Below are 15,233 nucleotides of genomic sequence, written 5' to 3' on the forward strand. Positions count from 1 at the left end.
TGATTTCCCTTGATTTGGTTTCAGATTGTAAGTTTTTTCCCCTCGCAAGAGAAATTAAGGGCAAAATTACCGGATGTTTTTAAAAAGGAAAGGTACTGTCCTTTTTCATGGGACAGTACCTTTTGTATTTCGTTTATAAGTACTTATTCTTTTCCTTTTATCTCTTTTTTATCGAACTTCCGGCTCAAATCGAAAGAGATGGGAGTGGCGATAAACAAAGAAGAGTAAGTTCCGACAATGATACCGATTAACAAGGCGAATATGAATCCTTTAATAGATGCACCGCCGAAGATGAAAATCGCTAACAATACGACGATGGTAGATAATGAGGTACTGAATGTACGACGTAAAGTCGAATTCAATGCATCGTTAACCACGATTTCATCGTCCCGTTTCGGGTATAGTTTCCGGTATTCGCGGATACGGTCGAACACGACTACCGTGTCGTTGATGGAATAACCTACTACCGTTAGAATTGCCGCAATAAATGCCTGGTCTACCTCCAACGAGAAGGGAAGAATACCGGCAAACAGGGAGAACATACCGATAACGATAATGGTATTGTGTGCCAAGCCGACGACAGCTCCTGCACCATATTGCCATTTAGAGAACCGGATCATAATGTAAAGGAATATTCCGACCAGTGCGAATAGAACGGACCAGATAGCGGCTCTTGTCATGTCTTCGGCAACGGCCGGTCCGATCTTCTGTGACATCTGTAAATTGACATCGCGGAAAGTCGGGTAGTCTGTTCCGGCGGGTATGTATTCCTGTAACCCCACGTATAGAAGTGAATCTACTTCCGCATCTACATCCGCACCGTTCTCGTCGATTTTGTATTTGGTCGTAATCTTTACCTGATTGGCCGTACCGAATGTTTTTACCTCCGGAGCACTTCCGTATACTTTCTCTAAGCTGGAAGCGACATCATCGACCCGTACGCTTTCATTGAAGCTGACGGTATAAGTTCTACCTCCCACGAAGTCGATACCCTTGTCCAATCCCCTCGTGAACAGAGATATGAAGCAGATTAAGATAACGATTCCGGATAATGTATAGCTGATCTTCCGTTTGCTCAGGAAAGGGAATTTCGTGTCTCTCAACCAATTGGCCGTAGCGCTTGTGGTGAAGGTTACGTTATCGCTCTTTGATGCGGCCCTTTCGAGTATCAGACGGGTGATAAAGATAGCTGTGAACAGAGAAGAGAGAATACCGATGATCAATGTCGTGGCGAAACCTTTAATAGGACCTTCTCCGAAATAATAAAGGATAAAACCGGTCAACAAAGTGGTAAGGTTACCGTCAATAATGGCAGAGTAGGCGTTGTTGTAACCCTCTTTGATGGCTAACTTCAATCCCTTGCCCGAACGTAGCTCTTCCTGTATGCGTTCATATATCAATACGTTGGCATCTACCGCCATACCCATCGTCAATACGATACCGGCAATACCCGGTAACGTTAATACGGCCCCGATAGAAGCCAAGATACCGAACAAGAAGAATAGATTGGCGAATAGAGCGATATCGGCGGCCAAACCTGCGTTCTTGCTGTAGAAGAATAACATGTAAGCCAATACCAGTGTGAAGGCGATGATGAATGACCACATACCGGATTGGATGGCTTCCTGTCCCAAAGACGGTCCGACTACTTCATCGGCTATGATCCGGGCAGGAGCGGGTAATTTACCGGATTTTAGAATGTTGGCCAAGTCTTCCGCTTCTTTTACGTCGAAACGACCTGAAATTTGAGAGCTACCGCCTTTGATTTCGTCGTTTACATTAGGAGAGGAAGCTACTAAACCGTCCAAAACAATAGCAATACAATGTCCGATGTTTTCTTTTGTCAGTCTGGCCCAGGTTTTGGTTCCTTCTCCGTTCATGTTCATGGAGACAACGGGAGCTCCCGATTGGTCGAAATCTTTGCGGGCATCGACGATAGCATCACCTTCCAACGGGGCTTTTCCGTTACGGGTGGTGATTTTTATAGCGTGCAAGGCGACCGCTCCGTTTACACTTTTCATTTCCCACAAAAGTCGGGAATTACGAGGTAACATGGCTCTTACCTGCGGCATTGCCAGGTATTTGTTCACTTTGGAGGTATCTTTTACTAAGGCATAACCTACCGTAGATCCGTTGCCGGGACCTTGTTGGGTGATGTTGGGTTGAAGAACGGCGAACAAAGGATTGTTTTTAAAAAATTCGCTTTCTGACGTGTTGGCCAAAGAGTCTTGTCCCTCTTTCAAGGCACTTAAAATGGCTGATTCCTTGTCTTCGCTTTTCGCTTGATCCGCCTCTGTTTTTTCCGGGGTAGCCGTTGCGCTTTCGGTCAATGCTCCTTGAGCTTCTAATACTTCCCGCAATTTGTCGTTGGCTGCTACTAAATATTGGTAATATTCAGGATTGTCATAGGTTTCATAAAATTCAAGGGCAGCGGTTCCCTGCAATAACTCCCTTACCCGTTGCGGATCTTTAATACCCGGTAACTCGATAACGATTCTTCCGGATATATCGGCTTTCCGAATATTCGGTTGAGCTACGCCGAAACGGTCGATACGGGTACGTAAGATGTTGAATGTGTTATCTATCGCTCCGTCCGCTTCTTTTCTGATGATGTCCAGCACCTCTTTATTCGTGGCTCCGATTTTGATTTTTTCTTTCATTTCGTGCGTACCGAATATAGCCGGAGAAGCCAGTTGTGCTCCCGGGGCAATTTTTTCGAAAGCCTCACCGAAAAGAGTTACGAAATCTTTCGGGCTGGAAACCCTCATCTTAATAGCTTCGTTGATAGCCTGATTAAACGCGGGATCCGCACTATGGTTGGCTAAACTTCTTACCACGTCAGCCACATCGACTTCCATGGTCACGTTCATACCGCCTTTTAAGTCCAAACCTAAATTTAATTCCAGCTCTTTACACTCTTTGTAAGTGAATTTGGCTATTCCCAGAAAATTGTAAACAGGTTGATTCGCAATGGAATCCAAATAGGCTTTTTCTTTGCCCGGGTCTCCCTGTGCAAATACTCTTGCCGCCTTCTCTACCTGGTTTGTTTTATAAGTAAAAAACAACTGATAAAGACTCACCAATGCCAAGGCAACAGCGAGTAATGTGATCGCTCCTTTATTCTGCATTTGTTTAATAATTTTATAATTACTTAAGCTCCAATAATTCTTTTAACTGTTATTTAGTGCGCAAAAGTATAACATTTTTTTTAAATATCGGCACACTTAGACAGATACTTTTAATGTTAATACCTTATTTTCATAATCGATGACCGCATTGTATTTCACACAAAAATCGCAACCTAATAGCCCGGCAACTCTTCGTTGGAGGTGTTTTTCGTATAAAGAATTCACGTATTGCAGGTCTATCAGGGCCATATGAACATTTTCAAGGGTATGATCGCCGATTTGCAATGCGGCAATGTTTACCAACTGAACCTCGTTGATTTCTCCGTTTACTCCTCCGGAATTTATTTCCGAAGCATCTTCTACCGGTTCGTAATTGAAAGGGGTGTATTTGTCTATAACCGAGACGGAAGCACCTGTATCAATAATAAAATCTCCCTCTAAACTGCCGATCTGCAACACGGTGATGATATGAAAGCTGTTCTCTTCCAATTCTACCACCTCTATCGGTACTTTTACTTCATATCTTTTCATTAACGCAAACATAAACATTTTCGGCGAAATCCGAAAAATCAAGATGTTAATTTCAAAAAGAAATAGTTATGAAGATAAAAGAGGATAATTGACTTTCCCGGATTCGTAAAATAATAGTAATTAGAACGGTTGTAAAAAATAGGGTGAAATTCGTATCGTTATGACCGTTATCTGCCTTACGGTAATGAATCTACTTCGCTTTGTCTTGTACTGATAAAGTAATATCCGAGTTTATTCTGTCGTATTTCGTATTTTCCCGGATGATGTACGGGAAGAAAAGAGCGGCAATGATTTCGGTAAGGTATCCTTGAAATAGTTTGTGGTGTTTTATCTTTTGCGGTTTGATACGGTTCTTTTTTCACTTCCTTAACGTTATGATTGGTCGTGGTATCGGCTTTGAAATAGATTTCCGGACACGAAAACGGAGGAGTACCCGGAAATCGAAGATGGAATTGTCGGATTTAATTTAGTGGGTGACAAATTCCCAAGTTTGCATGGAGTCTTCCTCCAAGGATAGAATAAATCCTATTCCTTCTTTGGTAAACCCTATTCCTTTACTGACAGGATGCGGAAATGAGGCGACCTTTACCCAAGTTTCTATTTTGGGATCTAAGCCCCAGCAGTCGGATAACGGTTTGTATTCGGTCGGAGTATCGGTTTTTGCCCCTCCCGCGATATAGGGATAGTCGGTGCCGTTTTGCCGGATGACGAAAGAGGCGGCGTTTATGCATATCGGGCCTTCTTCCGTGGCAACCGTCGTGAAAATGCCTTTCCAGGTTTTGGTTTCCGGAATGAATTTAGTTACATGACGGATATAACCGTTCTCTGTTTTTCCGAGGCAGACGTATGCCGTTCCGTTGGCAACGAATGCGGTGGCTCCGTAACGTCTTTCGTCGATATCGGCAATACGTTTCCAGCCCGTTGGGGGATCGAATTCGTAAAAATCTCCCAAGATTTTACGCTCTGCCGACAGTCCGCTCCCCACGTACCCCTTCCCGTTCAGGCTAAAGGCGACTGCCTGTTGGCGGGGAACTCCCGGAAAATCATAGGGCAACCGTGTCCAGGTCTTTTCCTGACTGTCGTATACCCAAAAATCCGTAAAATATCCTGCCGAAGGATCGTCTGTCGAGTAAAAAGTATAGCCTAAACCCACGTAGGCTTTATGCCCGATGGTAAAGGCAACAGCTTCTCCTCTGCCTTTACCGGGAAAAGGCGGAAGGTGTTTGTTGGGGTTCCAGCCCGACTTCAGATCGAAATTTACGAATTGATTGAAGTGTTGTGGCCAAAGGGCATTATAATGTCCTAATCCCAGGCAAATCTCCTCGTTTACGGTGAAGATAACAGGTTCGTTCCTTGCTTCTATCGAGGGCGCTCTTCCTTTTTCCCAGTTTCCCTGGGGAACGGACGGTTTTATCTCTTCTTTATCGCATGCGATAAGAAAGAGGAAGAAAAACATGTAAAAAAAATATTGAGGCATGATTAATTAGGTATTTCTGTAAAGTCTTTAACTTCATAAGTTGAAGTGGTTCCACGTTCAATATTTCTGAAAAAAACGTCCGAAATGGAAGATCTTGTGAAACCAAGCATGCTAAAAGCTACCGGATCAGTTAACTCTAAATATGGATAGGCGGTTAAAACATATGTATACGGTTCATTTGTTGTTACGGGATTCTTTCCGTCTAAAAATAAATTATAAGACGGGTAGATGGTAAACCATACATTTGACCCTGTATTGAACGAGTATAGAATGATTTCATTACTTCTAACACCATTTGTCTCAGTTGTTAACTTTATGCCTATTTTGAAAGCAAACGATTTAAAATTATAAGAATTTGTTCCGTTAATTTTTTCTTGTCCAATGGCACGCATGTACAGTTCTCTAATATAGTTGTCTGGAAGAGCTAAGGCCATTTTGTCATAATAAACAAAAGAATATCGTTTATTGTCTTTTATGATTGATAGTCCAGATGTAATATTGGGTGGAGATGCAGGGAAAGATATTGTACGAGCTTGTGGTTTTGAAGTATAATCATATACGAGAATATTTTTTTTAGGATCAGAGATTTTGCATTCAGATAGGAGTTTGGTGTTTTGGATATCACCTTGAAACCATATTTTGAATTGATTTGCTGTGACTTGGAATATGGTGTCATTGACGGCAAAGAAGCCTTCATTATTGACTACTTTTGCATAATATGGAGCAGCAAGGTTAAGATCGTAGGAAGATGATCCATCGGTATAGAATACTTTTCTTATGACCCCTTTTTTTAGTGCTTCGTTATAAGTGTCACTATGTTTCGGAGCTTGTTCCAATGCTTTTCCGCTTAGTTGATCTAAATAATCCATTTGTTTACGTTCGGCTGCAATAATTTCGTCCAATAGATTTTGTTGAGAAGTAAATTTAGTTACAAAATTATTTGTGGATATTTCTATCTTATCATTAAGAATTGAAGTTAATACTTTATGATTAGGTAAAATTAATATCCCATTTGTTATTTTCATTTCTGATGGAGAGGGTGTCGCGTTGGCAATTCCTTCTTCTTTTATTGTACAGCAATGGAATAATCCAATTGTAAATAATAATGTAAACAGTTTGATTGAATTGATTTTCTTCATGATATATGAATTTTTATCATTGGTGATGATAATATCATTGTTGGTGTAAATTAAGTGTAAAGATAATAGATAAAATATTATATCAAACAATATTCGTATGAAATATTATATCATTATAGATCAATAATGGGTTTTGCGTAAACAAAAAACCGTTCCGGTACCCCGGAACGGTTCTAACAGAATGATCGTGAAGTATTATTGTTAGTTAAAGATTTTCATGTTGTCCAAAACATCCATTACGGATCTCACGGCTTTAGCCGATTGTTCCAACAAAGCTTTTTCTTCTTTGTTCAAGGAAACTTCGATAATTTTTTCAATACCGTTTTTACCCAAGATGACCGGAACACCCAAATAGATGTTTTTCATGCCGTATTCGCCGTTCAGCATGGCACAAACAGGGAATACCCGTCTTTGGTTGCGGATGATGGCTTCGACCATTTGAGCTGCAGCGGCACCCGGGGCATACCAGGCGGAAGTTCCCATCAGTTTTACCAGTTCGCCACCGCCCACTTTTGTTCTTTCGATGATGGCATCCAACTTCTCTTTTTCAATCAATTCGGTAACGGGGATACCGCCGACAGTCGTGTAACGGGGAAGCGGAACCATGGTGTCGCCGTGACCACCCATCAACAAGGCCTGAATGTCTTTCGGAGAAACATTCAACGCTTCGGCTAAGAAAGCCCTGTAACGGGCCGTGTCCAGAATACCGGCCATACCGAATACCCTGGAAGAGTCGATTTTGGCAGTCAGGTAAGCGCAATAACACATCACGTCCAACGGGTTGGAAACGATGATAATGATGGCTTTCGGTGAGTGCTTGATGATATTTTCGGTTACTGATTTTACGATACCGGCGTTGGTTGAGATCAAGTCGTCGCGGCTCATACCCGGTTTGCGGGGAAGACCGGAAGTGATGACTACTACATCCGAATTGTTGGTTGCTTCGTAATCGTTGGTAACTCCCTTGATACGGGTGTCATAAAGATTAATCGGAGCGGTTTGCCACATATCCAAAGATTTTCCTTCTGAAACACCTTCTTTGATGTCCAAAAGAACCACTTCGCCGACGATGTCTTTTTCGGCGATGCAATTGGCGCAAGTAGCACCAACATTTCCTGCTCCTACAACTGTAACTTTCATTTTTGCAATTTTTTTATTGTTATACTATCCTGTTTTATTTAGTGTCAGCTTTAATGCCGACCCAAATGTATACCTTATTTTTTACATCAACAATCTTTATACCGAAAAATTACAGAATTTTTTCTGTAATAATAGAGATATCTTGGTCGGATATATTATTTCTTACTCGGGACAGGGGTTTTGAAAAAAAAGTATAGGGATGGAAACCGTATGAATTAGTCGTTTTATTCGTCTGTTTTAGAATCTATTTTTCTCTTTTCGTTAAATTGAAAGAAGTCGGTCGTTATTCTGGAAATGCTGTCAAGGGAGGATTTCAATTGAATTGTTGCCAGAGACGGGTGGCAACGGCTTGCATGCGTCCGAGGATACCGATGGAATGGAAGCGGATACGGGGTAAATTCTTTTGGAATGAGTGATACCAGACGGCTAATACGACGCCTTTCAGCACGCTGGAAAAAGAGATACTCCACCAGATACCGTTCAGTCCCAAAGCGGGGAGGGTGATGAGGTAATAGGCCATGGGAATCCGGGCTCCCGTGAGGAGAATACCCACGATAGCCGGAGGAGTAGTGCGGCCGCATCCGTTGAATGCTCCGGCCGTGACGGTCTCGATCGCGGAGAATATTTGCGAGATGGCCAAAATCTTCAGGTAGTCGCTTCCGGCATCTAAGGTGGCGGGATCGTTGATAAATACGCTGAAAATACTTCTGCTGCCGAATAAAAAGGCGGCTCCGGCGAAGAAAGCGATACTGACGGCTAATTTAAGGGTATAATGATACCCTTGTTTGATCCGGATGTAGTCGCGTGCCCCGTAGTTTTGTCCGACAAAAGCGGCAAGTGCCGTGGAGAATCCGGCAGCGGTCATCCAGGTAACGGCTTCGATCTGGGCTCCCACGCTTTGTACGGCGACCCCGATATGTCCCCATTGGGCGGCCACGGTGGCTAACGTGAGCGAGAACATGGCGAAAAGTCCGCTCTGCATACAGACCGGTAATCCTAATAGGGCAATTCGTTTGGTAAAACGGATTCTTAACCGGGTAATAAAATAGAGTTTTCCGATGGAAGATTCCTTTAAGTAGAGGTTCCTGATAAAGATAGAGAAGACAACGAGCTGGGAAAATACGGTAGCGATAGCAGCTCCGGCGGTACCCATGGCCGGAATAAATCCGTACCCGTAGATCAGAAGCGGATCGAGGACGATATTGCATAACAAACCCGTAGCCACGATCTTCAACGGTGTTTTGCTGTTTCCCTGCCCGTTGTACAGCCCGCTATAGGTATTGTTGTTGAAGGTAAAAAAGATACCGGGGACGATGATGCGCATGTAGGTGACCGATAGGGAGGAGATGTCGGACTCCAGGTGGAATACACCCACCAGCAGATCGGCAGCAAACCAGATAAAGCAGGCGTAGAGTAAAGCGATAATGGAAGATAATTGAGCGGCTTGGTTGGCATAAATTCTGGCCCGGGTTCTTTGCTTTGCTCCCAAAGATTGGGCGATGGTGACTTCGGCTCCGATCTTACTGATAAAAGAGAGCGCATTGCAAAGCCAGGTAAAGAATCCGGCAACCCCGACGGCGGCGACACTCTCACTACCCAGGTGTCCCAGCCAGATCATATCGGTCATGCTGTAAGCCATCTGTACGAATGAGGCGGTAATCAAAGGAATGGCCATGCTCCATATGCCTTTGCTGATACTTCCCCGAGTAAGATCGTTTGTCTGAGCCATAGTCGTTTTTTAGAGTTGCAAAAGTATAAACCTTTTGCTAAAAGTCTAACTCTTTTTTATACTTTTGTCCGTGAGTTTACAAATTTATTGACGGATGAAAAATGTTGTGGTAATAGCGGGAGGCAATTCCTCCGAGTACGTGGTCTCGATAAAGTCGGGAAGTTATGTATATGAAATGATCGATGAAACCCGATATAATAAATATTTGATGTTGTTGAAAGGGCGGGATTGGCATGTGGTGATCGGGGAGAAGAATTATCCCGTGGATAAGAATGATTTCTCTTTCACGAAGGACGGAGAAAAAGTAATTTTTGATTTTGCTTATATAACGATACACGGAAATCCCGGTGAAAACGGCATGTTGCAAGGGTACTTGGATATGATGGGGGTTCCTTACGGGGGATGCGATACGCTTTGTTCCGCGTTGACTTTCGACAAGCATACCTGTAACACCTATTTGAAAAGTTTTGGGGTAAACGTGGCTAATTCGGTATTGTTGACCCAGAAAATGGAGTATGAGGTAGAAGAGATTATTGAGGAAGTCGGTCTTCCCTGTTTTGTAAAACCCAATGCCGACGGTTCCAGTTTCGGTATATCGAAAGTAAAAGAGACCGGAGAGATGAAAGCTGCTTTAAAAAAGGCTTTTGAGCATTGCCATGAGGTGTTGATCGAAAGTTTTATCGACGGCACGGAGTTTACCTGTGGCGTGGTGAAGGGTAGGGACATGGAGTTGGTGATGCCTATTGCAGAGGTCATTTCTAAAAAGGAATTTTTCGATTTTGAGGCGAAATACGACCCCAAAATGGCCGATGAGATCATTCCCGCTCCGATACCCGACGAGTTGACGGACCGGATAAAAAGCTTATCTTCCGCTGTCTACGACATCCTGCGTTGCAGGGGAATTATTCGTGTCGATTATATCGTGCGGGATAACGAGATTTTTATGTTAGAGGTAAACACCACTCCGGGTATGACCTCCAATAGCTTCATTCCCAAGATGGTCCGTGCTATGGGCGGTTCCATACGGGATATATTCACGAAAATAATTGACGACTCTTTAATGATTCGGTGATTGAAAAGATTGACGATTGTAGATTGTAAATTGGGTATTGTTTTTTTAATCTGCAATCGTTAATTTACAATCTACAATTTAAAATTTACAATGAAGGGATTGAGAGATTAGGTGATTGACGATTTCGGGATTAAAATCGAATCACTAAATCGCAGAATCATTAAATCATAGAATCCGTTAGTCTATAATCGAATGATTCCTCCCCCGACGACATCTGTTCCTTCGTAAAAGACGGCGCTTTGTCCGGGGGTGATGGAATCCATGCCTTCGCGGAAAACCACCCGGAATTTTTTTCCTTCAGGATAGACGGAGGCGAGGGCTCCCTGGTTGCGGTAACGAATCTTGGCCGTGACCTCGAAGCCCGGGGGAAGCGAGGGATATTTCATTAAGTTCGCCTCTTTTATATAAAACTCTTTTCCTTGAAGTTCTTCTTTGGTTCCTAAAACGACTTCGTTTTTTTCAACGTCGATGGAAACGACAAACATGGGGTGTCCCAAAGCGATACCCAATCCTTTTCGTTGGCCGATGGTGTAGTTCGGGAATCCTTTGTGTTCTCCTAATTTTTTACCTGAGGTATCGACGAAAAGCCCCGGGCCGTATTTTTCCGTAAAATTTTCTACCTTTTCGTTTAGAAAGGTGCGGTAATCGTTGTTCGGAATAAAACAGATCTCCTGGCTTTCGCTTTTTCGGGAGAGTTGTTCGTATCCCCGTTCCAGGGCAATCCGACGCACCTCGGGTTTGGTCAGTTCTCCTAACGGAAAAATTGTCCGGGCTAAGTTTTCCTGCGTGAGCGACCATAGAAAATAGGTCTGGTCTTTGCTTTCGTCTATGCCTTTCCGGAGAAAATAACGTCCGTTCTCCTGACCGATGCGGGCGTAATGTCCGGTGGCGATATAGTCACAACAGAGGGAATCGGCCATATCCATCAGTTTCCCCCATTTTATGGTGGAGTTGCAAAGAACACAGGGGTTGGGAGTACGGCCATGCAGGTACTCGTCGATGAAATTCCGGATGACTAAGGCGTCGAACTCTTTTCGGATATCCAAAATATGATGTTCGAATCCTAATTGACGGGCCATGTTTTTGGCTTCAAAAAGAGCGTTGACACTACAACACCCTTTCTCTTTTTCCAGGCATCCTTGTGCAATCTGATCGTAAACCCGGTAGGTTACTCCGACCAACTCGTATCCTTGTTCTTGCAGCAGCATGGCTCCGACGGTACTGTCTATTCCTCCGCTCATGGCCATTAAAACTCTTTTTCCCATATGATGTTGATTAGTGAAAGGAAGTGAACATTCCTTCTGTTACGGGTTGACTTTTTTATTCATAAACCGGGCTTCGCTGTGGTAATCGTCTTTTTCCAGTTCGATATCGGGTTCAATCCATTCCGTCGCATGTTCTAATGTGAATTGCAGGTATTTTATCGTTTTGCCGCGTGCAAGCCATTGTTGTTCGTAAAAAGTTCTTATATTCAGTATCTTATCGTTATATCCGGAATGATACAGATCATCCGTGTTGACGAAATAAGGCAGGTGATTTACCCGGATTGCCTCATCCGTGTAACGGTATAGAAAAGGACTATCTGTTTTTAAATGGATGATTCCGTCGGGTTTCAATATTTTTTGGTATAGTGCTAAAAAGCGGGTACCGGTCAGTCGTTTTCTCGCTTTAGCCATTTGCGGATCGGGAAAGGTAATCCAGATTTCCGAGATTTCGTCCGTTGCGAAAATAGATTCCAGTACTTCGGCGTGCGTGCGGAGAAATGCCGCATTTTTCAGTTGTTGTTCCTGAGCCGCTTTGGCACCGGTCCACATCCGGGCTCCTTTTATATCCAATCCGATAAAATTTTTTTCGGGATACAACCGGGCCAGGCCTACCGTGTATTCTCCTTTCCCGCAACCCACTTCCAACACGATCGGGTGGTCGTTTCCGAATACCGTTTCGTTCCATTTTCCTCTAAGCACGTATTCGGTACGAAAAACCTCTTCGTGAGTAGGCTGGAAAACGTTTTCCAGCGTCTCCATTTCAGCGAATTTGGCTAATTTGTTTTTTCCCATGTATTCTTATTTGAAAAATTACTCTTTTGTATTGCCGAAAGCCTCTAACTCGATGCCTATATTTTTTATTCCTTTTAACTCCTTATTTCGCATGCTGTGCCACAAGTAGAAGGTATAGCTGCAGCATGAGTCCGGCGGGGCAATTTTCCCGACAGGCTGAATAATTGTTTTCAAACCTTTCATCCCGTCTCCTAACCAATCTCCGTTATCATCGGCCAGAATGAGGTTGATCGTGTCTATTTTGATCGGTTGATTGTTGCGGTGGATGGACAGGAAACACCTTAAATTGGCGTACATATAGTCTGTCGTGTGCCGCAGTCCGATTTTCAGTTGGTATTCTCCGGGAACCAGATCCTGTGCTTTAAATGCGATGACACTATCCCGTATCCATCTCTCTTTTGATAAGGTGCGGTAGCTTTTATAGGAAGAGAGGTCTAAATGGCATCCTGTGCATCCCAGTAATATTATCCAACAACAGATCTTATTCTTCATTCTTATCTAAACGGTTTTACATCCTCTTTTAGCAAATATTCCAATTCGGCGATCATCATGGCTGTCGCTCCCCATATGAAATGTTCCCTGACCCTGTAACCGGGAGCGACGATTTCATAATCGTGACGGAAAAAAGAGAGGGAAGTTTTATTCCTGTCGTCGAATAGCTCGCTTAACGGGACGAGAACCACTTCTTCCACTTCATTTTTCGAGAGCACAAAATTAGGTATTTTCGGTGTGGTTCCAACAAACGGCGTAATATTAAAGTTACTCAAAGGGATATAAACATCGCTTAACCTTCCCATGATCGTCACTTCTTCGGGAGGTACGCCGATCTCTTCCTGACACTCCCGGAGGGCCGTACTTCGGCTATTGATATCTTCCCGTTCGCTTTTTCCCCCGGGGAGGGCCATTTGTCCTCCGTGGTATTTTCCGGCTTCTCCGCGTTTGATAAACGGAATAGCCCACTCGTCCCGATAGGGTACCAACAATATCATAACGGCACTTTTAATCGGGGGAACCGTGTGTATTCCGTCGACCCCTTCGATAAATTTGGGATAGGGGGCCATGCGAATGTGTGCTTTTTCGCCGGGAAGGGTCTGGTCTAATTTTTCTTGTATATGGGATAGTGTCACTTTTTTCTGCTGTTTTTTACGGGTGTTTTTACTCTTGATATTGTTGCGCCTGGTTCAGAACCCGCAATAGGTTGTCTCCCCATAGTTTGTCCAACTCTTCAGGTGTATATCCCTGGCGGAGTAATTCTACCGTTAAGGAAATCAATTCGTTGGAAGCCTTGCAGCCCTTTAGCTTTTCCGTGTCGTCGCCGTCGAAATCCGTACCGATACCCACGTGGTCTATTCCCACGAGGCGAACGATGTGATTGATATGGTCGATGGCGTCTGAAATATTCGGATTCGGTTGCTTACCGATAAACCAATTGTATAAACATACTTGTACGACACCCCCTTTTGCCGCAATCGCTTTGATCTGATCGTCCGTCAAATTACGGGGATGATCACAAAGGGCTTTGGCAGAAGAGTGGGAGGCGATGACGGGAACTTTACTTGTTTCCAGTACGTCGTAAACCGTTTTCTCGCTGGCGTGGGAAATGTCGATCATAATTCCCAAACGGTTCATTTCCCGGACAACCTCTTTCCCGAATTCGCTTAATCCGTTGTGTTCCTCCTCGCCTTTGGCAGAATCGCAAATATCGTTGCTTCCGTTATGACATAAAGTAATATAGGATATTCCCATCTGTTTGAAAAGGGTTAAGTTGCGTATCTCCTTTCCGATTGCATAACCGTTTTCGATCCCCAAGAAAATGGCTTTCTTGCCTGCATTCTTTAATTGGATCAGATCGTCCGACGTATAGGCTAAGCCGATCCGGTCGGCGTTCCGCTCCACCTGTTCCGCAATTTTGTAAAGAATGTCGATTGCCTTTTGGGTGGCAGCCCGGGAGGCTGTTTCGCTCCGATCCTCCTGTTTTAGATAAGCGACCATAAATACGGCGTCAACCATTCCTTCTTGCATCTTGGGAAGATCGATCTTTGTAAAAGAGGTACGTTTTCCCAAATCGAAGTCATCCGTAAATTTCATCGGGGTGTCGCAATGGGAATCGATGATAAAACTTCTTTTGTGTACCGCTTTTGCCCGCTTGAACAGGTCGGCTTCTTTCATGAAATGGCGGAATAATCCGAGCATTTGTTCGTTGGGAAGAGGGGCCATTTTTTCCGGATGCCATTGTACGCTGAATATCGGATATTCCGGCATGCCTTCCATGGCCTCGATGATTCCGTCCGGGGAGGTTGCCGTTACCTTGAATCCGGGAGCCACCTCTTTTATCGCTTGGTGGTGAAAGGAGTTGACGATTATGCTTTTTTGGCGGAATATGTCGGCGAGTACGCTTCCTTCTTCAATGTTTACGGAATGAGATCCGTACTCCCTGTTCAAGCTTTGGCTGTGCTTGAGGAGTTTTCCGGGGCACTGGGAATAGATATCCTGGTAATTGGTGCCCCCCAAGGCGATATTAATGATTTGGTGTCCGCGGCATATGCCGAACACCGGAATTCTTCGGTCCGCAGCTAATTTTACGAGTGTAAAATCGTATTGGTCCCTGGCGGCATCCATCTCCTGCAGAGCCGGAATCGGTTCCTCGCTGGCATATAGCGGATTTATATCTCCGCCGCCTGTTAGTATAAGTCCGTCCAACCGGGAAACAATATCCTTCAGGGAATCGATGTCCGTATGCATGGGAATCAACAGGGGGATTCCCCCTGCTTGCAGGATGGAGTGTACGTAGGTATTATCAATGCAAGAGTTGTCTTCCTTGAAGTTGGAAGAGATACCGATCAAAGGACGATCGTTATTTGAAATTCGGTTATCGATGGCATCGTTTAAAATTTTAAGATTTGCCGGATAGATAGGTGTATTCATTAGATTGAACAATATTACTAAAATTAATTTCATGA

Annotated in this window: 12 protein-coding genes; 1 reads left to right on the forward strand and 11 read right to left on the reverse strand. The window is 43.9% G+C overall.

What is annotated here, in order from left to right; all coding sequences use genetic code 11:
• Positions 1 to 143: 143 nt before the first annotated feature.
• From secDF to PGR74_RS05925, 6 genes are all read right to left on the reverse strand, one after another.
• Positions 144 to 3,128 carry a protein translocase subunit SecDF gene (secDF, locus tag PGR74_RS05900; protein WP_041504221.1) on the reverse strand — a complete coding sequence of 995 codons (2,985 nt, stop codon included), beginning with the start codon at positions 3,126 to 3,128 and terminating at the stop codon, positions 144 to 146.
• A gap of 96 nt (positions 3,129 to 3,224) precedes the next feature.
• Positions 3,225 to 3,659, reverse strand: a complete 435-nt coding sequence (locus PGR74_RS05905; RefSeq protein ID WP_041504440.1) for a retropepsin-like aspartic protease — start codon at positions 3,657 to 3,659, stop codon at positions 3,225 to 3,227.
• Positions 3,660 to 4,125: 466 nt separating this feature from the next.
• The gene (locus PGR74_RS05910) at positions 4,126 to 5,136 is read right to left on the reverse strand and encodes a Kelch repeat-containing protein (protein WP_052634791.1); all 1,011 of its coding nucleotides are present in this window, start codon (positions 5,134 to 5,136) and stop codon (positions 4,126 to 4,128) included.
• Between the two features lie 2 nt (positions 5,137 to 5,138).
• On the reverse strand, positions 5,139 to 6,275 hold the full coding sequence (locus tag PGR74_RS05915) for a hypothetical protein (protein ID WP_041504222.1): 1,137 nt from the start codon (positions 6,273 to 6,275) through the stop codon (positions 5,139 to 5,141).
• A gap of 201 nt (positions 6,276 to 6,476) precedes the next feature.
• Positions 6,477 to 7,415: a malate dehydrogenase gene (gene mdh / locus PGR74_RS05920; protein ID WP_041504223.1), complete on the reverse strand. Its 939-nt coding sequence runs from the start codon at positions 7,413 to 7,415 to the stop codon at positions 6,477 to 6,479.
• 313 nt (positions 7,416 to 7,728) lie between these two features.
• Entirely contained in the window at positions 7,729 to 9,144 is a 1,416-nt protein-coding gene (locus PGR74_RS05925) for an MATE family efflux transporter (RefSeq protein ID WP_041504224.1), read from the reverse strand.
• Between the two features lie 94 nt (positions 9,145 to 9,238).
• Between PGR74_RS05925 and PGR74_RS05930 the strand changes: the two genes are divergently transcribed.
• Positions 9,239 to 10,216, forward strand: a complete 978-nt coding sequence (locus tag PGR74_RS05930) for a D-alanine--D-alanine ligase (RefSeq protein WP_041504225.1) — start codon at positions 9,239 to 9,241, stop codon at positions 10,214 to 10,216.
• A 182-nt stretch (positions 10,217 to 10,398) separates the two neighbouring features.
• Here the strand turns inward: PGR74_RS05930 and mnmA are convergent, their stop codons facing one another.
• From mnmA to PGR74_RS05955, 5 genes are read right to left on the reverse strand one after another with little or no spacing between them, the layout of a single operon-like run.
• The gene (mnmA, locus tag PGR74_RS05935; protein ID WP_041505081.1) at positions 10,399 to 11,481 is read right to left on the reverse strand and encodes a tRNA 2-thiouridine(34) synthase MnmA; all 1,083 of its coding nucleotides are present in this window, start codon (positions 11,479 to 11,481) and stop codon (positions 10,399 to 10,401) included.
• Positions 11,482 to 11,520: 39 nt separating this feature from the next.
• Positions 11,521 to 12,273: a tRNA (guanosine(46)-N7)-methyltransferase TrmB gene (trmB, locus tag PGR74_RS05940; RefSeq protein ID WP_041504227.1), complete on the reverse strand. Its 753-nt coding sequence runs from the start codon at positions 12,271 to 12,273 to the stop codon at positions 11,521 to 11,523.
• Between the two features lie 18 nt (positions 12,274 to 12,291).
• On the reverse strand, positions 12,292 to 12,765 hold the full coding sequence (locus PGR74_RS05945; RefSeq protein WP_041504228.1) for a gliding motility lipoprotein GldH: 474 nt from the start codon (positions 12,763 to 12,765) through the stop codon (positions 12,292 to 12,294).
• A 2-nt stretch (positions 12,766 to 12,767) separates the two neighbouring features.
• The gene (locus tag PGR74_RS05950) at positions 12,768 to 13,400 is read right to left on the reverse strand and encodes an NUDIX hydrolase (protein WP_041504229.1); all 633 of its coding nucleotides are present in this window, start codon (positions 13,398 to 13,400) and stop codon (positions 12,768 to 12,770) included.
• Between the two features lie 28 nt (positions 13,401 to 13,428).
• The gene (locus tag PGR74_RS05955) at positions 13,429 to 15,198 is read right to left on the reverse strand and encodes a gamma-glutamyl-gamma-aminobutyrate hydrolase family protein (RefSeq protein ID WP_041504442.1); all 1,770 of its coding nucleotides are present in this window, start codon (positions 15,196 to 15,198) and stop codon (positions 13,429 to 13,431) included.
• Positions 15,199 to 15,233: the final 35 nt, after the last annotated feature.

It is taken from the genome of Sanguibacteroides sp. AM78-02pH3A (genome assembly GCF_027666085.1).
GTDB classification, from domain to species: Bacteria; Bacteroidota; Bacteroidia; order Bacteroidales; family Marinifilaceae; genus Gabonibacter; species Gabonibacter massiliensis.